Source organism: Aeromonas taiwanensis, from assembly GCF_000820165.1.
GTDB lineage: Bacteria > Pseudomonadota > Gammaproteobacteria > Enterobacterales > Aeromonadaceae > Aeromonas > Aeromonas taiwanensis.
In genome coordinates this window covers 1-21,396 of record NZ_CDDD01000004.1, presented here as the reverse complement: position 1 = coordinate 21,396, position 21,396 = coordinate 1, and the positions used below count along the sequence as shown (strand labels likewise).

The following is a 21,396-nucleotide window of genomic DNA, read 5'->3' as shown; positions in this document are numbered from 1 at the left end:
TCCTTAACCGGCGAATGAATAGTGACTGTTGAGGTAGTTCACATGCGGGGTCAGGGTCAGCGCCTTGGGACGCAGCCCCTGCACCATCCCCTTGACCACGGCGGGGGCATAGCCCGCTTCCAGCAGCAGGATGGCCGCCATCAGCCCGGTACGGCCCGAGCCGCCGCGGCAATGGATCGCCAGGGTCTGGCCTGCGGCGAGCCGCGCCAGCAGATCTGCCTTGTGACTGGCAAAGGCCTGACTGAAGGGCGCCTCGGGGGCGCAGTCGTCCTCCACCGGCAGATGGAACCAGGCCAGCCCCAGGGCAGCGCACTCGGCGGGCATGGCATCGGCCTGGAACTGTGCCAGCTCGGCACTCGGCATCAGGGTGACTACCGCATCAGCCCCGGCGGCTTGCAGGGTCTTGAGGGAGGCTTGCAAGGAAGCCTCCTTGGTGCCAGGGCAGGGGGTGAAGATAAGGCGGGCGCCATTATCCAGGTTCAGTGTGTCGAAAGGGTGCATGATAAACGGCGACTCCGTGGCTCGTTGAAACGTCATATTGATGAAAAACGGTGGGTGCGCAAGGGCCCCGACAGGCCCCTGGGCGTCACCCGACAACCATCTCCTCCGGGTGGACGGGATGGCATAAGGCGTGCAGCTCCCGGGCCCCGACCGGCTCGACCGCCAGCAGGGGCACCACGGCATAGCGCCGGGCATGTTCCCCCTTCACCGCCGCGATATATGGCTGCTGGTGACGGGCACGCCGGCGCAGCATGGGGGAGCGCACGCCGACCGGGGAGAGCATGTGGTTCACGACCCAGGCCCAGGGCTCGATGCCGGCACGGCGCAGGTCCGCCTGCAGGTTGGCCGCCTCCTGCACCGGGGTGGGTTCGGGCAGGGTGACGATCATCACCTTGGTCTGTTTCGGGTCTTGCAGCTGCATCATGGGGGTGGTGAAGTGCATCCCCTTGCTGCCCATCTGCCGGGCGATCTCCCTGTGGTAGGCCCCGGTCGCATCGAGCAGCAGCAGGGTATGGCCGGTCGGTGCCGTGTCCATCACAACGAAACGTCTGCCGGCCTCGCGAATGATCCGCGAGAAGGCCTGAAACACGGCGATCTCTTCGGTGCAGGGGGAGCGCAGATCCTCCTCCAGCAGGGCCCGGCCCTGGGCATCCAGGCTCGCCCCCTTGGTGGCCAGCACCTGGGCACGGTAACGCTCGGTCTCGGCGCGGGGGTCGATGCGGCTCACCGCCAGGCTGGGCAGCGCGTCTGCCAGGGTTTCCCCCAGATGGGCGGCGGGATCGGAGGTGGTGAGGTGCACGGGCAGCCCACGACTCGCGAGCTCCACCGCCACCGCGGCCGCCAGGGTGGTCTTGCCGACGCCCCCCTTGCCCATCAGCATGATGAGCCCGTGGCCGTCGGCGGCCAGCTCATCCACCAGTTGCTGCAATCCCGGGTGCCGGGACGGCGCGGCCCCGACGGCGTCATCCCCCTCTTCGGGCCTGCTCTCGGGCACGCCACCGAGCAGCTGGCGCAGGCTCTCCACCCCGACCAGGTTGGTCGCGAGCAGCGGTACCCTGTCTTGCGGCAGCCCGGTCAGCAGCGCCGGCATCTGTGCCATGGCCTGCTGCTCTCGCTGCCAGACGGCGGTGGCCAGGGGATCATCCACTCGCTCCTCTTGCGGGAAGATGCCATTGATGACCAGCTGCTGGTTGGCAAGGCCGATGGCCGCCAGCTCGTCGTGGGTACGCGCCACCTCCCGCAGGGTGGAGGCCTGCGCCCGGGCCACCAGGATCAGCCGGGTCTTCTGCCCGTCCGACAGGGCCGCGACGGCGTGTGCGTACTGGCTGCGCTGCTTCTCCAGCCCCGCCAGCGGCCCCAGGCAGGAGGCATCCCCCTTGCCCTGCTCCAGAAACTCGCTCCAGGCCCCCGGCAGTTGCAGCAGGCGGATGGTGTGCCCCGTGGGGGCCGTGTCGAAGACGATGTGATCGTACTGCCCCACCAGGTGATCGTCGGTCAGCAGGGCGGTGAACTCGTCAAAGGCGGCGATCTCCGTGGTGCAGGCACCGGAGAGCTGCTCCTCTATGCTGCGCACCACGCTCTGGGGCAGTTTGCCGCGCACCGGGCCGACGATCCGCTCCCGGTAGGCCCTGGCGGCGGCTTGCGGGTCGATCTCCAGGGCCGACAAGCCGTCGACGAGAGGAAGCCGGGTGATCCGGTTGCCGATCTCGGCATCGAACACCTGGCCGATGTTGGAGGCCGGATCCGTGCTCACCAGCAGCACCCGCTTGCCGCTGTCACACAGGGCTACAGCTGTCGCACAGGCGAGGGAGGTCTTGCCCACCCCACCCTTGCCGGTGAAGAAGAGAAACGGGGGGGCATCCGTCAGAAACGAGTAATGCATCAACGGGGACATCATGGACTCCTCACGACAAACGACACAACGACCATCCGGAATGCCTGCGCGGCACTCCCCCTTAACAGCAACCGCTGCTGCCGGTGCAGCATCCGCTCTTGACGATCCCCTTGATGGCGCCCTGCGGCGCGGGCAGGCCGACGTAGCGAGCCAGCTCCGCCCGGCTGGGGTAGCGGCCGGTGAGCACCACCTGGCCATCCACCAGCACCAGAGGCAGCCCCTCTTCTCCCGCATGTGTCAGGAAGGCGCTTACCGCCGGCGTCTCGGCAAACTCCATAGGCTGCTGGGCCAGGTTGAAGCGCTCGATGGCGGCGCCCTGCTCCCTGGCCCAGGCCAGGTCGGCGGCAACACTCACCAAGCTCTGATCTACCTCGGCACCGCACACGCCGCTGGCGCAGCACAGTGCCGGATCGAATATCTGGATGACGGACATGGCATTACTCCTTGTTGCAGCATGGCTGCGCAGGCAGTACATGGGGCGAGCAGCCGGACTCGGCCCTCATCACCCCGCAGGCTTCCGGATGCCCGGCACAACACTCCTCGGTGAGATAACCGATGAGGTCCAGCATCAGGGGAATGTTCGCGCGATAGCGCAGGAAGCGCCCCTCCTGCTCCACCGACAGCAGCCCGGCGTGCAGCATGGCCTTCAGGTGGAACGAGAGGGTATTGGGGGCGATGTCGAGCTCGCTGGCCAGCTGCCCGGCCACCTGCCCCTCCAGCCCGGCCTTGACCAGCAGACGCCACACATCGAGGCGAATGCCGGATGAGAGGGACTCGAATACCTTGGTGGCGATCTCTTTGTTCATGCAGCTTCCCCCTTCACTCACGCTATGATTCAACTATACAAGTATTATTGAAATGATCAAGATGACAGCGGCCCATCCCCCATGCCCTCACCCCTTCTTGTCACGCACACAGCACTCCTCGCGGAAAAACGCGATGACCTGCTCAAGCACATCGTATTGAGAGACGCACAGGAGCGTGCGGCCTTCCCGATTCTGCGTGATCAGCCCGACGCAAACCTGCGCAGCGATGTGATGACTCAGAGTCGATGGGGGAGTGGTCATCCGGGCTACCTGACTCAGGGTGTGTTTGCCGCCCTGGTCTGAGGCAGGCAGCGCCCCCTGTGGGAGAGGGAAGATACTGGTGCAGAGGACGGGGCAATCGAAGCGCAAAGAAAAAACAATGAGGGATCAGTGAGATAGCAGTCCATCCAGGCAAGCCAGATACACTATCCATCCACGCAGCTCGTGCGTCCCGCATCGGCCCGTCCCCGTTCAACCGATGCGGCGACCGGAGTCATGGCCTGCCGCCAGGTAGCTGGAGGGGCCAGGAAAGCAGGAAGGTGGTGCCGCCCCGCTCACCGGGTTGGCAGGTGACGCTGCCGCCGTGGGCCTCGGCAATGGCCTTGACCACGGCGAGTCCGAGCCCGCTGCCGCCGCTCTTGCGCGAACGTGACGGATCTCCTCGGCGAAACGCCTCGAAGATATGGGCGGCGACCTCCTCGCTGATGCCGGGCCCCTCGTCTTCCACGCTCAGGACGCACAGGTTGCCCGAGCGATACAGACGCACGGTCAGCAGGCCGGGCACCCCATGCTTCTGGGCATTCTCCAGCAGCGCCATCAGGGCCTGACGGATGCGAAGTGCATCGCAACAAACAAGGAGTTCGGCATCGAGCTCCCCCTTGAGGGTGAAGCCGCTCGCGGCCAGAGAGGCGGCAAACGCCTCGAGCACCACGGCAAGCTCGTCGGCCAGCCTGCTCTCCTCTCGTTGCAACTCCAGGTGGCCGCTGTCGTTGAGACTAAGCACCCGCAAGTCTTCGATCAGGTGGGTCAATCCCTCCACCTGACGCAGCAAGCCTTCAAAGAGCTCACGCTCTGGCGGAAATACCCCTTCGGCCAGCCCCTGCAAGCGGCCGCGCAAGATGGTCACCGGGGTGCGCAATTCGTGGGCGATGGCGGCATTCCAGAACTCCCGCTCCCGGGTCATGCTCTGCAGCCGTTCGGCCATGGTGTTGAAGTCCCGCACCAGTTGCGCCGTCTCCCCGATCGCCTGCTCATCCAGCGGCACGCGCGCATCGAGTTTGCCCTCTGCCACCTCGCGCAGGCTGTTCGCCACCGAATTGAGCGGGGTCAGGATGCGCCGAGAGAGGCGCACCGCCACGTACAGCGCCACCCCCAATGCAATCAGAATGGTCGAGCCAATCCAGATCATCTCGACCCTGGAGGGTATCCAGCTCTCGGAGATGCTGCCAGGCACATAGGTCACGGCAATGGCGTAGAACACATAGGTGCCGATCACCGCGAGGGAGATGATGCCGAGCGCCATCAGCCCCAGGGAGCGGATGATCTGCCTGCGCAGGCCGGGGGCCGATGTCATGCATCGCCCCCGAAGCGATAGCCGACGCCCCAGACACTGGCGGGCACCCCCTGGATGCCGTGCGCCTCGAGCTTCTTGCGCAGCTTGCTGATGTGGCTGTCCACCGTACGCTCCTGGGTATCCCCCTCCGGCAGGCAGTGGGTCAGCAGTTCGGCGCGGCTGAACACCCGTTTCGGCGCCCGCATCAGGGAGGCGAGCAACTTGAACTCGGTCAGGGTCAGATCCAGCACCAGTTGCCCCTCATCGCGGCAAAGGCTGGCCTCGTGACTCTCCAGATCGATCTCGAAGGGGCCGACCCGCAGCACCCGGGCCGTGGCCTGTTTTGCAGCCTGGCTGCGTCTGAGCACCGCCTGTACCCGGGCCACCACTTCAGCCGGATTGAAGGGTTTGACCACATAGTCATCCGCCCCCATGCGCAGCCCCATCAGCTTGTCGAGGTCCTGATCCAGGGCGGTCAGCATGATCACCGGCGTGTCGCCACGGGCCCGGATCTCGCTGAGCACCTGCCAGCCGTCGAGCTGCGGCATCTGCACATCCAGCAGCAGGAGATCGGGTTTGCATGTCTGGTGCATGGCCAGGGCTGCGCGGCCATCGGCGGCATGCAGGGTACGCAAGCCGTGGCGTTGCAGGTAAGCGGCGAGGATCTCGGCGATCTCGGCTTCATCCTCTGCAATCAGTACCAGTGACTGGGCCGCCGGGCCGGCGGAAGCAGGAAGATACGACATGGTCGGCCTCGAAAATGGTGGGTTTGAACTTTATCACCGCCTCCATGGATTCTCCACAAAGCCTCGAATCATTCGCAATAGCCCCTCTCCATAATGCCCGCTCGATGTGCTCTCGCGGCAACACCATGCCGGGGAGACGGTTTAACGAGGTGAGTATGATGTTTGTCAGACAGCGGTATGCGGGCGCCCTGCTTGCCGTCATTGCCGTATTCGGGTTGGCGGGTTGCGATGGGGCGTCGCAAGCGCAAGACGCGCCGGCCCTTCCTCAGGTGTCGGTGATGACGCTGGCAGGACAGGACCTGGTCATCAGCGAGGATCTGCCCGCCAGGGTGGCCGCGGTGCGCAGCGCCGAAATTCGCGCCCAGATAAGCGGCATCGTGCAGCGCCGCCTGTTCGAGCAAGGCGCCGAAATCGGCGCAGGCACAGTGCTGTTCCAGATAAACCCGGCCCCCTTCAAGGCGGATGTCGACAGCGCCGCCGCGGCATTGCAGCGAGCCGAGGCCGTGCTGGCCCGCGCGCGCATCCAGATTGACCGCCTGGTGCCGCTGCTGCGCACCGAGGCCATCAGCCGCCAGACCTATGACGACGCCGTCTCCCAGCGGGATCAGGCTGCCGCCGACGTGGCTCAGGCCAGGGCGACCCTGGCCCGGCACCAGCTGAACCTGCAATTTGCCAGCGTGGAGGCCCCCATCGCCGGGCGCATCGATCAGGCGCTGGTGAGCGAAGGGGCCCTGGTGTCCCCCACCGATGCCACCCCCATGGCCAGGATCCAGCAGATCGATCAGGTCTACGTCGATGTGCGTCAACCTGCCTCGGTACTGGACGCCCTGCGCCAGCAGGCTGGTTCGACGGCACCTGAACTGACGGTGGAGATCCTCGGCAGCGACGGCAAGCCGCTCGGCATGCAGGGGCACATCCTCTTCTCCGGCATCGAGGTGGATGCCGGGACCGGTGACGTGCTGTTGCGGGTACTGGTGGATAACCCGGAGCGGCGGCTCTTGCCCGGCCTCTATGTACAGGCACGTATTCCCCGTGCCCGCTATGCCAACGCCCTGAGCGTGCCCCAGCAAGCCGTGGTGCGCACATCGGGACAGACCAGCGTGTGGGTGCTGGATGCCAATGGGCAGGCACAACAGATAGCTGTCACAACCGGTGAGCTGGTGGAGCGCCAGTACCGCATCGCATCCGGGCTCAGCGCCGGACAACGGGTGGTGATCGAGGGAATCGACCGCCTGACACCGGGGGCGCAAGTCATTGCCCACCCCTGGCAACCCCTTGTTGCCGGCCAGCAAGCCGGCACCCACACCCGCTGAATCGGAGACATTACATGCCGCAGTTTTTCATTCATCGCCCGGTGTTTGCCTGGGTGATCGCTCTGTTCATCGTGCTGGCGGGGGTCATCGCCATCCCCAAGTTGCCCATCTCCCGCTATCCCTCGGTGGCGCCGGTGTCGGTGACCCTCTATGCCACCTATCCGGGCGCCACGCCGCAGACCCTGAACGATGCGGTGGTGAGCCTGATCGAGCGCGAGCTGTCGGGGGTCAAGAGCCTGCTCTACTTCGAGTCGTCGGTGGACGCCTCGGGCAGCGCGCAGATCACCGCCACCTTCAAGCCGGGCACCGATCCGGAGCTGGCCCAGATGGACGTGCAAAACCGCATCAAGGCAGTCGAACCCCGGCTGCCACAGGCGGTACGGCAAACCGGCCTGCAGGTGGAGTCCGCCTCGTCCGGCTTTCTGATGATGGTCGGCATGACCTCGCCGGATGGTCGCTTCGATGAAATAGCGCTGAACGACTACATGGCGCGCAATATCGTCCAGGAGCTGCGCCGCATCGAGGGGGTGGGACGGGTACAGTTGTTCGGCGCCGAACAGGCCATGCGCATCTGGGTGGATCCGGGCAAGCTCGCCGCCTACGGGTTGACCATCAGCGAGGTGGCGCAGGCCATCGAGCAGCAAAACGTGCAGATTGCACCGGGACGCCTCGGCGATGAACCCGCCCTGCCGGGGCAGCGTGTGACGGTGCCCCTTACGGTTCAAGGGCAGCTGACGACCCCAGAGGCGTTCGCCGCCATCGTACTGCGGGCAGGTGCCGATGGCGCCAAGCTGGTGCTGGGTGATGTCGCCCGGGTCGAGCTGGGGGCGCAATCCTACGCCTTTGCCAACCGGGAGAACGGGGTGGCCGCCACCAGCGCCGCCATCCAGCTCTCTCCGGGTGCCAACGCCGTGCGCACCGCCGATGCGGTGCGCACACGCCTTGCCCAGCTCGCCCCCACCCTGCCGGCGGGCATGGCCTACTCGATCCCGTTCGACTCGGCCCCCTTCGTCAAGGTCTCCATCGACAAGGTGATCCACACCCTGCTGGAAGCCATGGTGCTGGTGTTCCTGGTGATGTTTCTCTTCCTCCAGAACCTGCGCTACACCCTGATCCCGGCCATCGTCGCCCCCATAGCGCTGCTTGGCACCTTCGCGGTGATGCTGCTCGCCGGCTTTTCCATCAACTCCCTGACCATGTTCGGCATGGTGCTGGCCATCGGCATCATCGTCGACGACGCCATCGTGGTGGTGGAGAATGTCGAGCGCCTGATGGCCACCCGGGGGCTCTCGCCCAGGGAGGCGACATCGCGGGCCATGAAGGAAATCACCGGGGCAGTGATCGGCATCACCCTGGTGCTCACGGCGGTGTTCATCCCCATGGCCTTCGGCAGCGGCTCCGTGGGGGTCATCTACCAGCAGTTCACCCTGTCGATGGCGGTCTCGATCCTGATTTCCGCCTTCCTCGCCCTGACCCTGACGCCGGCGCTCTGCGCCACCTTGCTGCGTCCGGTCAGCCCGGATCACCATGAGAAGCGCGGCTTCTTCGGTGCCTTCAACCGGGGCGTCGAGCGACTCACGGTGGGCTACGGCGTTCGGGTCACCCGGCTGGCCGGGCGCAGCGGACGCATGATGGCGGCCTTCATCGCCCTCTGCGCCGTGCTGGCCATCGCCGCCGCCCAGCTACCCTCCTCTTTCCTGCCGGACGAGGATCAGGGCTACTTCATGACCTCCATCCAGTTGCCGACCGGCGCCACCAGCGAGCGCACCCTGGCCGTCATCAAGGAGTTCGAGGCCCATGTGGCCTCTCGCGAGGCGCTGGACACCAACCTGGTGGTGCAGGGCTTCAGCTTCTCCGGCGCCGGCCCCAATGCGGCCATGGCCTTCACCATGCTCAAAGACTGGGACCAGCGTCATGGTGCCACGGCTGCCGAAGAGGCAGAGCTGGCACAAGCCGCCATGGCCAACAGCAAGGAAGGCACAGTGATGAGCCTGCTGCCGCCCGCCATCGACGAACTGGGCACCTCTTCGGGTTTCACGCTCTTCCTGCAGGACAGGGCCAACCAGGGGGAAGCCGCGCTGCTGGCCGCCCAGGCGCAGCTGCTGGCACTGGCCGCCCAAAGCGAGGTGGTGAGCGATGTCTATCCGGACAGCCTGCCCCCCGGCGAGAGCATTCATCTCGAGATCAACCGGCAGAAAGCCGAGGCCATGGGACTCTCGTTCACCAGCGTGAGCAGCACCCTGTCGGCGGCGATGGGGTCGCTCTACATCAACGACTTCCCCAACGGCGGGCACATGCAACAGGTCATCCTGCAGGCCGATGCCAAGGCGCGCATGCAGCTCGATGACGTACTCGGCCTGCGGGTGCGCAATGCCAGCGGCGGCATGGTGCCCCTGCGGGAGGTGGTGACGCCGACCTGGCGCCAGTCGCCGCAGCAGATGATGCGCTTCGAGGGCTTCCCCGCCGTGCGCCTCTCCGGGAGCGCCGCCCCCGGGGTTTCCAGCGGCGCCGCCATGGCACAGATGGAGCGTCTGGTGGCACAGCTGCCGCCAGGCTTTGCCCTGGCCTGGACGGGGCAGTCGCTGCAGGAGCGCCAGTCGGCGGCCCAGGCCCCCCTGCTGATGCTGCTCTCAGCGCTGGTGGTCTTCCTGGTGCTGGCCGCGCTCTACGAGAGCTGGTCCATCCCGCTCTCCGTGATGCTGGTGATCCCCCTGGGCCTGCTCGGTGCCGTGGCGGCGGTGATGCTGCGCGGCATGCCCAACGACGTCTTCTTCAAGGTGGGCATGGTCACCATCATCGGGCTGTCGGCCAAGAACGCCATCCTCATCGTGGAGTTTGCGCGCCAGTTGCACACCGAGGGTCGCACGCTGCTTGATGCCGCGGTGACCGCCGCACGCCTGCGTCTGCGCCCCATCTTGATGACGTCGCTCGCCTTCACCCTCGGCGTGGTGCCGCTGATGCTCGCCAGCGGTGCCAGTGCGGAGACCCAGCATGCCATCGGCACCGGCGTGTTCGGCGGCATGATCAGCGGCACCCTGCTGGCCATCTTCTTCGTGCCGGTCTTCTTTGTCTTCATCATCGGGGCGCAGGAGCGCCTGCAGGTCTGGCGGGCCAGACGAGCCACGCAGCGGGGAGCGTCATGATGTTGCCCCCTGATGTCTGGCGCTCGGCAATGCCGGCAGGGGGCTGCAGGGAGTGGCTCTCAGCCCTCGGTATGACGGGCACTTCCAGTGTCATCACGGGTGCTGTGGTGGCGGCCATTGAAGGAACAGGCGGGTGGGAGAGCCCCGCTCAGGTTGTCACTCAATGACACCTGCATGTGACTCGCGAATACGAAAAAGCCCACCTCAATCAATGAGGTGGGCTCTGATGTGTGGCGGAGGGGGTGGGATTTGAACCCACGGATGGTCGCCCATCGCCGGTTTTCAAGACCGGTGCATTCAGCCGCTCTGCCACCCCTCCGCAGCAGTGCGACGCATATTACCCATGCCCCCCGCCCTTGTAAATCCCCACCCTGTTTGTTTGCCCATTTATTGGGCTAAATGGCGCACAAAACCGGCCAACTCACGCCAGAAGGGGGTTTTTCAGACGGATGGCTTGACTTGAAAATAGAGTCACCCACTATAGTCACCACTACAATTCCCCCCAGACAAGATGGACTTATGAGAATCAAACGTGCCCTGTTCGCCGCCCTGAGCGGCGCGACCCTGCTTGCCGCCCCGGTGCAGGCGAGTGAGCTGACCAAGAGCGATGTCGAGCAGATCGTGCGCGACTATCTGGTCAAGAATCCGGAAATCCTGGTCGAGATGTCCAATGCCCTGCGCGCCAAGCAGGAGAGCCAGCAGGCCGAGAATGACAAGACGCTGATCGAGGCCCACGCCAAGCAGCTCTTCACCAACAAGGATCCCGAGAGCGGCAACCCCAAGGGCAGCCTGACCGTGGTCGAGTTTTTCGACTACAACTGCGGCTACTGCAAGCGCGCCCACCCCCTCGTCCAGCAGCTGCTCGCCGAAGACAAGGACATTCGCTACGTCTACAAACAGTTCCCCATCCTGAGCGAGACCTCCTACTATGCCGCTCGCGTCGCCCTGGCGGTGCAGCTGGGTCAGCCGGACAAGTATCAGGCCTTCCACGACAAGCTGTATGCCCATCAGGGACCGCTGGCCGATGAGTCCCAGGTGAAGCAGGTGGCGCAGGCGGTCGGCATCGACTGGAGCAAGGTCGAGGCCAAGTTCAAGGATGGCAGCATCGATCAGAACCTCGGTACCAACCGGGCGTTGGCCGAAGCCCTGGCCATCTCGGGCACCCCGGCCTTCATCATCGGCGATCAGATCCTGCGAGGAGCCCCCCGGGATCTGGCGAGTCTCAAGGAGATCGTCAAGGACGTGCGGGCAGGCAAGCGCATCCAGTAAGCCCGCGCTCTCCATAGAAAACGCCCCGGCATGGCCGGGGCGTTTTGTTTCCGTGGTGCCCTGGGGTCCCCCATCAAGCGGGGGGCGAGGGACGGGGATTCAGACCTGGTAGCCGTTGGGGTTCTGGCTTTGCCAACGCCAGGTGTCCACCATCATCTGTTCGAGGCCCCGCTCGGCCTGCCAGCCCAGCTCGTCACGGGCCAGGGTGGGTTCGGCCCAGCACTCGGCGATGTCCCCCGGGCGACGGGGCTTGATCTGGTAGGGAATGGCACGGCCACTTGCTGCCTCGAACGCCTTGACCATCTCCAGCACCGAATAACCCTGACCGGTGCCGAGGTTGTAGGTGAAGACGCCGGTATCGCTCTTGATGCGGGCCAGCGCCTTGAGGTGACCGATGGCGAGATCCACGACGTGGATGTAGTCGCGCACGCCGGTGCCGTCCGGCGTCGGGTAGTCATTGCCAAAGACCCCCAGTTCCTTGAGCTTGCCGACACCGACCTGGCTGATATAGGGCAGCAGGTTGTTGGGGATGCCGTTGGGATCTTCCCCGATGAGGCCGCTCTCGTGGGCACCGACCGGGTTGAAGTAGCGCAGCAGCACGATGGCCCAGCGGGGATCGGATTTGGAGAGATCCCGCAGGATCTCTTCGACCATCAGCTTGGAGCGGCCATAGGGGTTGGTGGCACTGGTGGGGAAGTCTTCTCGCAGGGGCACAGACGCGGGGTCTCCATAGACGGTGGCGGAGGAGCTGAACACCAGCCGGAAGACACCCGCCCTGGCCATCTCCTCGCACAGCACCAGGGTGCCGGTCACGTTGTTCTGGTAGTAGGTGAGCGGGATCTGGCCCGACTCCCCCACCGCCTTCAGGCCGGCGAAGTGAATGACCGACTCGACCTTGTGCTCGGCAAACAGACGCTGCAGGCAGGCCCTGTCCAGAATGTCTCCCTCCACGAAGGTGACCGCCTTGCCGGTGATCCGCTCGACCCGCTTGAGGGACTCCGGCGAGGAGTTGGAGAGGTTGTCCAGTACCACGACCTGCTGCCCGGCGTTCAATAGCTCAACCAGGGTGTGGGAGCCGATATAACCGGCGCCCCCGGTGACCAGAATTGTCATTGTCTATCCCGTTTTCTGTTGCAACTGGAGCGAGTTTACTCGCCCGGCCACGGCGGGAAAAGCAGGAGATACCCATGACTCCCTCAATAGTCGAGGCTGACATCCCCCCTGGCGGTGCAGGAGCAGGCCAGGGCCACCCCGCTCTCCAGATCCTGCGCGCTCAAGGTCATCACACTCTGGCGTTCGATCTCCCCCGTGGTGGTGCAGCGGCAGGCGCCGCATACCCCGGCGCGGCAGGCCGCCATCATGGACTCCCCCGCCCCCTCCAGCGCCGCCAGCAGGGTCTGGCCCGGCAGTATCTTCACCTGCTTGCCGCTCTTTTTCAGGGTCAGCCAGAAGTGGTCGCTGCCGGTGTCCACTGGCACCGTTCCCGATGTCGCAGCAGGCAGACCGAAGGACTCCTGGTGCAACTGCGCCGCCGGCAGGCCGAGCGCTGCCAGCATAGCGCTGACCGCGTCCATGTAAGGGGCCGGGCCGCACAGATAAACATGGCGGCTCAAGAGATCCGGTGCCAATTCCTTGAGCATCTCCGGCGTGAGCCTGCCTGCCCAGGGGTGATCGGCCGGCGCCTCTTCCAGTATCAGGGCATGCCGGACGCCGGCATGGGCCGCGGCCAGCGCGGCCAGCTCATCTGCGAAGATCACGTCCTCGGGGGATCTGGCGCTGTGGATAAAGCGGATATCCGCCTCGGGCCGCCTGGCGAGCTCGTCCCGCAGCATGGCCCACATGGGGGTGATGCCGGAGCCGGCGCTCAGCAGCAGCGGCCGCTCGCAGGGCAAGGCGGTCAGGTGAAAGTCGCCGAAGGGGCCGTCCACCCGGATCTCGTCCCCGACCTGCAGACTCTGGTGCAGATGGTGGGAGACCAGCCCCACATCCTTGATGGTGACCTGCCAGAAGGGGTCCTGCGGGCTGGAGGAGAGGGTGTAGGCGCGGCAGTGGGGCTGACCGTCAATCTCGGTGTGCAAAGTGACACACTGGCCGGCCAGCACGGGAGGCAGGGTGCCTTCCTGCGGAACAAACCGCCAGCTCGCCACGTCGTGAGTATCCGCCAGGCGGCCAACGCAGCGCAGGGTGAAAGAGGTGGAAGTCATCGCAAGGCTCCTCTTGTTGAAAGAATGGCGTCGAAAAAAGGCGAGCCATCAGGCTCGCCAAAGGCTTACAACATGCTGAGCGTGTCAGGCTGTGTCTCGAGTCAGGCCGCCAGGATCTCGGCGAGATCCGCCTCTGCCGTCGTGGTGCCCTTGAGACCGAACTGCTCCTCCAGCACCTTGAGCAGGGCAGGGGTGAGGAAGGCCGGAGCCGTCGGGCCGGTGCGGATATCCTTCACACCGAGCGCCAGCAGGGTGAGCAGAATGACGATGGCTTTCTGCTCGAACCAGGAGAGCACCAGGGTCAGGGGCAGATCGTTGACGCCGCACTCGAACGCCTCGCTGAGCGCCAGCGCCAGCTGGATGGCGGAGTAGGCATCGTTGCACTGACCCACGTCCAGCAGACGGGGAATGCCGCCGATGTCGCCAAAATCGAGCTTGTTGAACTTGTACTTGCCGCAGCCCAGGGTGAGCAGCAGGCTGTCCTGGGGCACCGCCTTGGCAAACTCGGTGTAGTAGGCGCGCTCGGCACGGTCGCCGTCACAGCCACCCACCAGGAAGAAGTGGCTGATCTCCCCTGCCTTGACCTTGTCGATCACCGCCGGGGCAGCCTGCATCAGGGCGTTGCGGGCAAAACCGATGGTGATGAAGTGCTCGAGCTCAACGTGTTTGAAGCCGTCCAGCGCCTGGGCCTTGGCAATGACCGCGGAGAAGTCCTCCCCTTCCAGATGGGTGACCCCAGGCCAGCCGACGATGGAGCGGGTGAAGATGCGATCACTGTAGTTGCCCACATTGGGGTCGATGATGCAGTTGGAGGTCATCACCACGGCGCCCGGGAAGTTCGCGAACTCTTTTTGCTGGTTCTGCCAGGCGGAGCCGTAGTTGCCCACCAGGTGCGGGTACTGCTTGAAGAAGGGGTAGGCCAGGGCCGGCAGCATCTCGCCGTGGGTGTAGACATTGATGCCAGTGCCAGCGGTCTGCTCCAGGATGAGCTTGAGATCCACCATGTCGTGACCGGAAACCAGAATGCACTTGCCCGGCACCGGGGTGACGCGCACCTGGGTCGGTTCCGGATGGCCGAAGGCGGTGGTTTCACCAAGATCCAGCATCTCCATGATCTTGAAGTTCAGCAGGCCGATGTCCATGGCGCACTTGAACAGAGGATCCAGATCGCAGGGGTCAGTACCAAGCCAGCTCATGATGCGGTGGAATTCGGCGGCTACCTCGCTGTCTTGCTGATCCAGCACCCGGGCGTGCTCCATGTAGGCGGCAGCCCCCTTGAGGCCATAGAGGCAGAGCAGGCGCAGCCCCATGATATCCTCGTTGACCTCGTTCTTGCCGCGGTTGACCGCGGTCTGGGGCGCCTGGGCCAGCTGCTCCAGCAGCTCGCTACCCGGCTCGAAGCGGGCCGCGGCGGGCAGCTCGCCAACATTCACGGCCAGCGGGGCCAGCTGGGCAGCCAGCTGCTGGCGATAGGCCAGGGTCTGGTTGACGTAGCCCACGATGCGGGCGGAGTCGAAGTTGACGTTGGTGAGGGTGGCGAAGAAGGCCTTGGGCACGAAGGCGTCTATCTCGCCGTCGATGATGCCGTGCTCGCGGGCGGCCAGCGCCCAGGCGCTGAGGCCCTGCAAGGTATAGATCAGCACATCCTGCAGATCCGAGGTTTCGGCCGTCTTGCCGCACATGCCCTGTGCATAGGCGCAGCCGTTGCCTGCGGGGGTACGAATCGTCTGTTCACATTGCACACAAAACATCATGCCTCTCCTAATTGGACATTTCAGTTGTCTGTTTTGTGGCGATTCTATTCCTCCGGCCCGAAACTTAATAGGCATTCAATTTACCAATTAATATTTCATTGATGCAGATCAAAAACAAAAAAGCCGCCCAAAGGGCGGCAAGCGGGTGGATAAATGGAGAGACAACTCAGGGATCGGGTAGTGGAGAAACGGGCCGGATCAAGGCACCGCCCCCTCTTTCAAAGCATCAGGCCAGGTAGGCTCGCAGCATCCAGACCAGTTTCTCCTGCTGCTGTACATAGTCGGAGAGGATGGACGCCGTCCCCTCGTCACCGGCTTCGGCGGCCTGACCCAGGATGCGGCGCTGGGCCACCAGCAATTCGCGGAAGCTTTCCAGCAGGGATTCGATACAGGCACGGCCGTCGTGCAGCCCTTTCTGCTCGGGGATGGCAGAGATGTTCAGGTAGTCGCTGAAGCTGTGCAACGGCACCCCGTCCAGGGTGAGGATACGCTCCGCTAAAGCATCGACTTTGAGCAACAGATCGTTGTAGATCTCCTCGAACTTCAGGTGCAGTTCGAAGAACTGGTGGCCGCGGATGTTCCAGTGGAAGCCACGGACGTTCATGTAGAGGATCTGGTAGCTTGCCAGCAGCCTGTTCAGCTCGGCGGCCAGGGCTTGTGATTGAACGGTATCAAGACCAATGGGGCTCTTCATGATTCACCTCCAGGTGGTAAGCATTATCGGGAATGAGGTCAGCATATCCCCGCATAGACTCAAAGGACAATCGTCCCTCCCTTGCTGATCAATAGTGACTGACTATCGACCACGAGAAAAAGACACCCCGTCATCGCTCAAGCCGCTCGATATAGAGGATCACCTCGCCGAGGTGAATGCCGAACTTGCTGATCGCGGCGCGGTTGATCAGGCGATCTTCATCCAGCAGGTACATCCAGTCGTCGAAGCTCACCCGCACCACCTCGCCGTCCGGCAACGCCAGATCGAGTTGATAGCGCCAGTTGAGAGCAAAACCGGCGCTCTTGCCCACGGCCTCCCCCACCACGTCAGAAGCCGTGCCGCGCCAGTTGCCATCCGCCCCCTTGTGCAAGAACCAGGTGCGGGTCTGCCGGCGACCATCATCGAAGTAGAACTGCTCGAACAGCTCCCCCTTGCCCTCTCGCCAGCGCCCCTGCATCTCGACCCGAAAGCGACTGGTCACTTCGCCGCGGCGGTCCGTCACCAGGCCGTGGGCCACCAGCTTGCCGTCAAAGAAACGGGCGAGATCCCAGCCCGGCTGCTGCCCGCGATAATCCTCGAGACTGGCGCCACAACCACAGAGCCAGAGCAGCGGCAACAGCATCAACAGACGACAGGTATGCTTCAATGACATGGAGGGCTCCATCAGGATTGGCCGCGCAGGCGGCGTGTCAGGGCGGGATCCCGGCTGTCATCGGTCAGCCAGATGGCAAGAAACGCGGGGGCGAAAGCGGGATCATCGAGGGTGCCGAGCAGCCGTTCACGCAACCAGAAATGACCTCTCCCTTGCGCGTCCACATAGAAAACCAGCTTGTCGCCGGGGGCGACATCCGGCCAGAGAGTGGCCAGTCTTGCCAGCCAGCGTTGGCGCTCACTCTCGCTGCCAAGGCCGAGCCGCTGCCACTCGGCGGCGGTGGCCTCCAGCAGATCCTGGCGCTCGATGGCCCTGGCGTAAGTGAGGCTGAGAGCCTGCGGGTAGCGCCCCGGCTGATAACGGCCGCTCTCACTGTAGAGGGTGGCGTCATAGAGCTTGAACCAGAGCCAGCGCATCTCCCCCTGCCCCACGGTGCGCAGTCCCTGCCATGGGGGGGCAGAGCCCTGCCATGGGGGGGCAGAGCCCTGGGCGGTTGCCAACAGGGGCAGAGTCAACACTGCCAGCAGCAGGCTAGTTCCACCCCATGTGCCAACGGGCGGGATCCTCCAGTTCATGCCAATCCATCTCCTGTTCCTGCAGGGTGTTGATATCCTGCATCACCACGCTCGCCAGCTGCCCACGGGCATCGCGCTGACAGGCCACCACCAGATAGAAACGCTCGGCCAGCTCGCACTGGCCATCCCTGGTCCACTTGGAAAACAACAAGGCGTCGGTCGAAAAGGTGTTCATCTCGTCTCACCCTCCAGCTTGACCGTTACCCACAGGAGTACGGGTAACCACCACATCCAGATCACTGCCAGCAGTGCAGTGCTGATCCAGATGCCCCAGGGTAAGTTTACTGCCCCCATGGCGGCCCCCGCCATATAGGAAGAGGCGCCCCCCACCATGCCGAACAGCCCCTGCTGCCAGCGCGGCAGGGGGCGAAGCCAGCGCAGGCCGTGGGAGAGGGTCAGGGCGAAACCGCACCAGAGCAGCACCAGCCAGAGCGGGAAACCGGACGGGAAGTGAAACAGGCCGAGCCCCCAGAGCAGGATGTCGAGCAGACAGCCAGCCAGGGCAACGGGAATGAGCCGCCAGTCCTGCCGGCGGCGGGGGGAGAAGAGAAAATGGAGCAGCAACATCCCCAGCAGCAGGCCCGGTTGCTGCCATTTCACCGCCAGCAACCAGTAAAGGTTGAACCCCAGCAGGTGGGCCCACTGCCACATGGTCAGCGACCGCTTACTGGCAGGTCCCCCGCCCAGCCATGGGGCCCCGGCTTGGCCGCCTCCAGTTGTACCAGGCTGATGGCCCGCTCCCAGAAGCCCCCTTCGCAATAGGCGAAGTAGAAGTGCCACAGCCGGATGAAATCCTGGCTGTAGCCGAGCCTCGGCAGCTCGGGGGCCAGCGCCAGGAAGCGCTCGCACCAGTGGGCCAGGGTGCGGGCATAGTGATGGCCGTGATCGTGCAGCCGCACCAGCTGCATGTCGGTCTCCCGCGCCAGCAACCCCGCCATCTGGGAGACGCAAGGCAGGCAACCCCCCGGGAAGATGTAGCGCTGGATGAAGTCCACCCCGCGCAGATACTGGGCGTGGCGCTGATCGGCGATGGTGATGGCCTGGATCAGCAGGCGGCCACCGGGTTTGAGCAGGCGCGACAGCTGGCGGAAGTAGTCGGGCAGAAAGGCGTGCCCCACCGCCTCGATCATCTCGATGGAGACGAGCTTGTCATAGGTGCCTTCCAGCTTGCGGTAGTCTTCCAGCAGCAGGGTGATGCGATCCCCCAGCCCCTCCCGCTCGATCCACGCCTTGGCATAGTCGTGCTGGGCCCGGGAGATGGTGGTGGTGGTGACCCGGCAACCATGGTGACGGGCGGCATAGACGGCAAGCCCGCCCCAGCCGGTACCTATCTCCAGCAGGTGATCGTCCGGCCCCAGTTCGAGCCGCTCGCAGATGGTGCGCAGCTTGGCCTGCTGCCCCTCCTCCAGAGTGGCATCGGCACTCGGGTAGATGGCGCTCGAATACTGCATGTGGCTGTCGAGAAAGCCCTGATAGAGGGCGTTGCCGAGATCGTAGTGGGCGGCGATGTTGGATCTCGACCCGGTCAGGGTATTGCGGTTAAGCCAGTGACGCACCTTGTTGAAGGGGAAGCTGAGCCAGCCGAGGCGCCGCTCCAGGTTGTCGAGCAGCGCCAGGTTGCGGGCCAGCAGCCGCACCAGCGCGACCGGATCCGGGCTGGTCCAGAGCCCCTCCACCCAGGTTTCCCCGGCGGCGATGCTGCCTCCCAGCAGCAGGCGACGATAAAACGCGGGATCCTGCACCACCACCTCGGCGTGCAGATCGCTGCCTACTGCGCCGAAGCTCTGACGCTCGCCGCCATCGCGCAGCAGCAATTGGCCATGTTCGAGGCGCCCAAGCAGCCTGAGCAGCAATTGCCTGGCCACCTTGTCGATGAAAGAGGCAGAGAGGGTTGATTGCACAAGTTCCATTAGCGGCTCTCCGGATGGGTGAAAATGGGCGTTCGTTTGATGAAAAGACGCAGGGCCTGCCAGTAGATCCCGAGCAGCACCTTCATGGTCATCCAGGGCCAGCGGGCCAGCAGCGCCGCCAGCCCCTGGCGCGACAGCGGTGCCCGGCGCAGGGCCAGGGTGGCGTCAAACAGCTTCGCCTCACCGGATACGGGGTGACTCTCGATATGGATCAATGCCTCCTCCTTCGGCGGCCGGATGCGCCAGTGGTAGCGCATGGCCAGCCCCATGAAGGGGGAAACGTGAAAATCCTTGTCGTGGGGGACGAGTGCCGCCAGATCCAGCAGGTAGTAGTGACGCTGGTTCCAGGGGGTATTGGACACCTCCGCCAGCAGGTAGCGGGTCTCTCCCGCCCGATCGCAGAAGTAGAAGTTGACCGGGCTGAAATAAAACCCGAGGCAGCGCACGTTGCCAAGCAGCAGCACCCGCCCCCCGGGCTCGGCCTCGCCACCCAGTTCGGCCACCTTGTCCCAGACCGCCTGCTTGAGGGGCCCCTCGCTGCCTCTCAGGTAGTCCTCGCGGCGAAACGAAAGCAGCCCCGTCCGTTCCACGGCAAACCAGCGACCCTGCTCAAGCCCGGGCAGTTCGTCCAGATCCAGCCCCAGCATGAAGAGGCTGTATGAAAAAGCGTGAGCCCTGGGGGCGAAGCGGCGATGGCGCACCGAGCCCTGCCAGATGGCGCTGACCCCCTCCCCCATTTCCTCGCCCCCTTGCGTCAAGACTGCGGCGCCGCTCATAGCTCGGCCCCGAAGCGTCTGGCCACGTCCAGGGCGCTGCGCACCCCGTCCTCGTGAAACCCGTTGTACCAGTAAGCACCGCAGAAGTGGGTGTGCTGTCGGCCGCAGATCTCCCCCCGTTGCTGCTGGGCGGTGATGGAGGCCTGATTGAATACCGGATGATGATAGACGAAACGGCGCAGCACCTTGCGCTCGTCCACCCACCCATGGGGATTGAGGCTGACGCAGAAGGGCTCTGGCGAACTCACCCCCTGCAGGATGTTCATGTTGTAGCTCACCAGGGGCCGCGCCCCGTCATCCTCGCCGAGCCGGTAATTCCAGCTCGCCCACGCCTTGCGGCGCACCGGCAGGCAGGAGGCATCGGTGTGCAGCCAGACATCGTTGGCCTGATAGGGCATGGCGCCGAGAATGGCCCTCTCACCGTCGCTCGCATCCGTCAGCAGGATCAGCGCCTGATCGCTGTGGCAGGCGAGGATCACCTCGTCAAACCGCTCCTCCCCATGGCTGCTCTGGAGCAGCACCCCGTCCGTCTGGCGCCGGATCCCCTGCACCGGACAGGCGAGGCGGATCTGTGACTGCCAACCGGCCGTGAGCGGGCCTATGTATTCCCGCGAACCGCCGGGGATCACATACCACTGGGGCCGGTTCGCCACCTCGAGCAAGCCGTGGTTGGCGAAAAAGCGCAGGAAGAAACTCAAGGGGAAGGCGCGCATGTCCGCCAGGGTGGACGACCAGATGGCCGCCCCCATGGGCAGGATGTAGTGACGGGCGAAGTAGTCGCTGAACTCCCCCGCCTGCAGAAAGTCCCCCAGGGTCAGCGCGAGGCCAGCCCCCTGATGCGGCCCATCGGCCAGCCAGGCCCGCGCCTCCCGGTTGAAGCGCAGGATCTCGGCGACGAAGCGATAGAAACGCGGACTCAGCAGGTTGCTGCGCTGGGCAAACAGGGTGTCCAGGTTGTGGCCGTTGTACTCCAGTCCCTCGGGGCTATTGACCGAAAAGCTCATCTCGGCGGGTTGGCGCCCCACCCCGATCCGTGCCAGCAATTTGAGGAAGTTGGGGTAGGTGCGGTCGTTGAAGACGATGAAGCCGGTGTCGATGGCGTAACCTCTCCCACCCTGCTCCACCTCGACGGTGGCGGTGTGGCCTCCCAGGGTCGCTGCTGCCTCGAACAGGGTGACATCGTGCAGCTTGTGGAGCAGAAAACCGGCGGTGAGACCGGAAATANNAGTGGATATGGTGGCGCCCCCCTGCCAGCCCCGCCATGATGGTGCGGGAAGCCTCTTCCACCGTCACCAGACAGGGCATGGGAAAATCATTCTTGTCGGTGAGCGGCGTCTGCACGAAGCCCGGGCGGATCAGGGTCACCCCTATGCCCTTGCTGGCCAGATCCAGGCGCAAGGTATCCGCCAGATAGTCGAGGGCGGCCTTGGAGGCACCATAGGCTTCCGCCCTTGGCAGGGGCAGCCAGCTCACCGAAGAGCTGACGATGGCCAGGCGTGCCCCCTGCCCCAACCGCGGCAAAAAGACGGCCAGGGCGTTGCCGGTGGCGATGAGGTTGGTTTCGATGACCCGGGCGAACAGGGCGC

Annotated in this window: 20 protein-coding genes, 1 tRNA gene and 1 pseudogene; 3 read left to right on the top strand and 19 right to left on the bottom strand. The window is 64.7% G+C overall.

The genetic code is table 11. The features are described 5' to 3' along the window. Positions 1 to 3: 3 nt before the first annotated feature. The 6 genes from BN1136_RS00605 to BN1136_RS00575 form a co-directional block, all read right to left on the bottom strand. On the bottom strand, positions 4 to 501 hold the full coding sequence (locus tag BN1136_RS00605) for a phosphatase domain-containing protein (RefSeq protein ID WP_231557816.1): 498 nt from the start codon (positions 499 to 501) through the stop codon (positions 4 to 6). 85 nt (positions 502 to 586) lie between these two features. After that, positions 587 to 2,395 carry an arsenical pump-driving ATPase gene (arsA, locus tag BN1136_RS00600; RefSeq protein WP_081843629.1) on the bottom strand — a complete coding sequence of 603 codons (1,809 nt, stop codon included), beginning with the start codon at positions 2,393 to 2,395 and terminating at the stop codon, positions 587 to 589. A 61-nt stretch (positions 2,396 to 2,456) separates the two neighbouring features. Beyond that, on the bottom strand, positions 2,457 to 2,828 hold the full coding sequence (arsD, locus tag BN1136_RS00595; RefSeq protein ID WP_043807902.1) for an arsenite efflux transporter metallochaperone ArsD: 372 nt from the start codon (positions 2,826 to 2,828) through the stop codon (positions 2,457 to 2,459). Positions 2,829 to 2,832: 4 nt separating this feature from the next. Beyond that, positions 2,833 to 3,201 (bottom strand): ArsR/SmtB family transcription factor, encoded by a 369-nt coding sequence (locus tag BN1136_RS00590; protein ID WP_043758581.1) that lies wholly within the window; start codon positions 3,199 to 3,201, stop codon positions 2,833 to 2,835. Between the two features lie 493 nt (positions 3,202 to 3,694). Next, positions 3,695 to 4,774, bottom strand: a complete 1,080-nt coding sequence (locus BN1136_RS00580; RefSeq protein WP_043758574.1) for an ATP-binding protein — start codon at positions 4,772 to 4,774, stop codon at positions 3,695 to 3,697. Beyond that, positions 4,771 to 5,499 carry a response regulator gene (locus BN1136_RS00575; protein WP_043758571.1) on the bottom strand — a complete coding sequence of 243 codons (729 nt, stop codon included), beginning with the start codon at positions 5,497 to 5,499 and terminating at the stop codon, positions 4,771 to 4,773. The genes BN1136_RS00580 and BN1136_RS00575 overlap by 4 nt, the downstream gene beginning before the upstream one ends. A gap of 155 nt (positions 5,500 to 5,654) precedes the next feature. On the opposite strand from BN1136_RS00575, the gene BN1136_RS00570 reads away from it, so the two are divergent. Together BN1136_RS00570 and BN1136_RS00565 are read left to right on the top strand one after the other, a co-directional pair. Beyond that, positions 5,655 to 6,812 carry an efflux RND transporter periplasmic adaptor subunit gene (locus BN1136_RS00570; RefSeq protein WP_043758567.1) on the top strand — a complete coding sequence of 386 codons (1,158 nt, stop codon included), beginning with the start codon at positions 5,655 to 5,657 and terminating at the stop codon, positions 6,810 to 6,812. 14 nt (positions 6,813 to 6,826) lie between these two features. Then, complete coding sequence (locus BN1136_RS00565) at positions 6,827 to 9,955, top strand: multidrug efflux RND transporter permease subunit (RefSeq protein ID WP_043807900.1); 3,129 nt, start codon at positions 6,827 to 6,829, stop codon at positions 9,953 to 9,955. Between the two features lie 231 nt (positions 9,956 to 10,186). On the opposite strand, the gene BN1136_RS00560 is transcribed toward BN1136_RS00565, so the two are convergent. Then, positions 10,187 to 10,274, bottom strand: a tRNA-Ser gene (locus BN1136_RS00560). Positions 10,275 to 10,474: 200 nt separating this feature from the next. On the opposite strand from BN1136_RS00560, the gene BN1136_RS00555 reads away from it, so the two are divergent. After that, complete coding sequence (locus tag BN1136_RS00555; protein ID WP_043758563.1) at positions 10,475 to 11,224, top strand: DsbA family protein; 750 nt, start codon at positions 10,475 to 10,477, stop codon at positions 11,222 to 11,224. A gap of 99 nt (positions 11,225 to 11,323) precedes the next feature. Here BN1136_RS00555 and galE read toward each other — a convergent pair whose 3' ends face one another. The 12 genes and pseudogenes from galE to BN1136_RS19535 form a co-directional block, all read right to left on the bottom strand. Then, positions 11,324 to 12,337 carry a UDP-glucose 4-epimerase GalE gene (galE, locus tag BN1136_RS00550; RefSeq protein ID WP_043758560.1) on the bottom strand — a complete coding sequence of 338 codons (1,014 nt, stop codon included), beginning with the start codon at positions 12,335 to 12,337 and terminating at the stop codon, positions 11,324 to 11,326. An 83-nt stretch (positions 12,338 to 12,420) separates the two neighbouring features. Then, positions 12,421 to 13,428, bottom strand: coding sequence for an FAD-binding oxidoreductase (locus BN1136_RS00545; protein WP_043758557.1), 1,008 nt, complete (start codon positions 13,426 to 13,428; stop codon positions 12,421 to 12,423). Between the two features lie 101 nt (positions 13,429 to 13,529). Continuing rightward, positions 13,530 to 15,179, bottom strand: coding sequence for a hydroxylamine reductase (gene hcp, locus BN1136_RS00540; RefSeq protein ID WP_043758595.1), 1,650 nt, complete (start codon positions 15,177 to 15,179; stop codon positions 13,530 to 13,532). A 229-nt stretch (positions 15,180 to 15,408) separates the two neighbouring features. Then, on the bottom strand, positions 15,409 to 15,876 hold the full coding sequence (locus tag BN1136_RS00535; protein ID WP_043758554.1) for a Dps family protein: 468 nt from the start codon (positions 15,874 to 15,876) through the stop codon (positions 15,409 to 15,411). Positions 15,877 to 16,006: 130 nt separating this feature from the next. Continuing rightward, a complete protein-coding gene (locus tag BN1136_RS00530; protein WP_167332217.1) occupies positions 16,007 to 16,549 on the bottom strand; it encodes a DUF3833 domain-containing protein in 543 nt (180 codons plus the stop codon). An 11-nt stretch (positions 16,550 to 16,560) separates the two neighbouring features. Beyond that, positions 16,561 to 17,124: a chalcone isomerase family protein gene (locus tag BN1136_RS00525; protein ID WP_043758548.1), complete on the bottom strand. Its 564-nt coding sequence runs from the start codon at positions 17,122 to 17,124 to the stop codon at positions 16,561 to 16,563. After that, a complete protein-coding gene (locus tag BN1136_RS00520) occupies positions 17,081 to 17,299 on the bottom strand; it encodes a TIGR02450 family Trp-rich protein (protein ID WP_043758546.1) in 219 nt (72 codons plus the stop codon). Before BN1136_RS00520 ends, BN1136_RS00525 begins: the two co-directional genes overlap by 44 nt. Further along, a complete protein-coding gene (locus tag BN1136_RS00515; protein ID WP_043758543.1) occupies positions 17,296 to 17,775 on the bottom strand; it encodes a DUF2878 domain-containing protein in 480 nt (159 codons plus the stop codon). The genes BN1136_RS00520 and BN1136_RS00515 overlap by 4 nt, the downstream gene beginning before the upstream one ends. A gap of 2 nt (positions 17,776 to 17,777) precedes the next feature. Continuing rightward, positions 17,778 to 19,034, bottom strand: coding sequence for an SAM-dependent methyltransferase (locus tag BN1136_RS00510; protein WP_043758540.1), 1,257 nt, complete (start codon positions 19,032 to 19,034; stop codon positions 17,778 to 17,780). Beyond that, positions 19,034 to 19,810: a DUF1365 domain-containing protein gene (locus BN1136_RS00505; protein ID WP_043758538.1), complete on the bottom strand. Its 777-nt coding sequence runs from the start codon at positions 19,808 to 19,810 to the stop codon at positions 19,034 to 19,036. The genes BN1136_RS00510 and BN1136_RS00505 overlap by 1 nt, the downstream gene beginning before the upstream one ends. Next, entirely contained in the window at positions 19,807 to 21,045 is a 1,239-nt protein-coding gene (locus BN1136_RS00500; RefSeq protein WP_043807899.1) for an NAD(P)/FAD-dependent oxidoreductase, read from the bottom strand. Before BN1136_RS00500 ends, BN1136_RS00505 begins: the two co-directional genes overlap by 4 nt. Further along, positions 21,038 to 21,396, bottom strand: a pseudogene (locus BN1136_RS19535) (SDR family NAD(P)-dependent oxidoreductase); the annotation flags it as partial. The gene BN1136_RS00500 and the pseudogene BN1136_RS19535, both read right to left, overlap by 8 nt.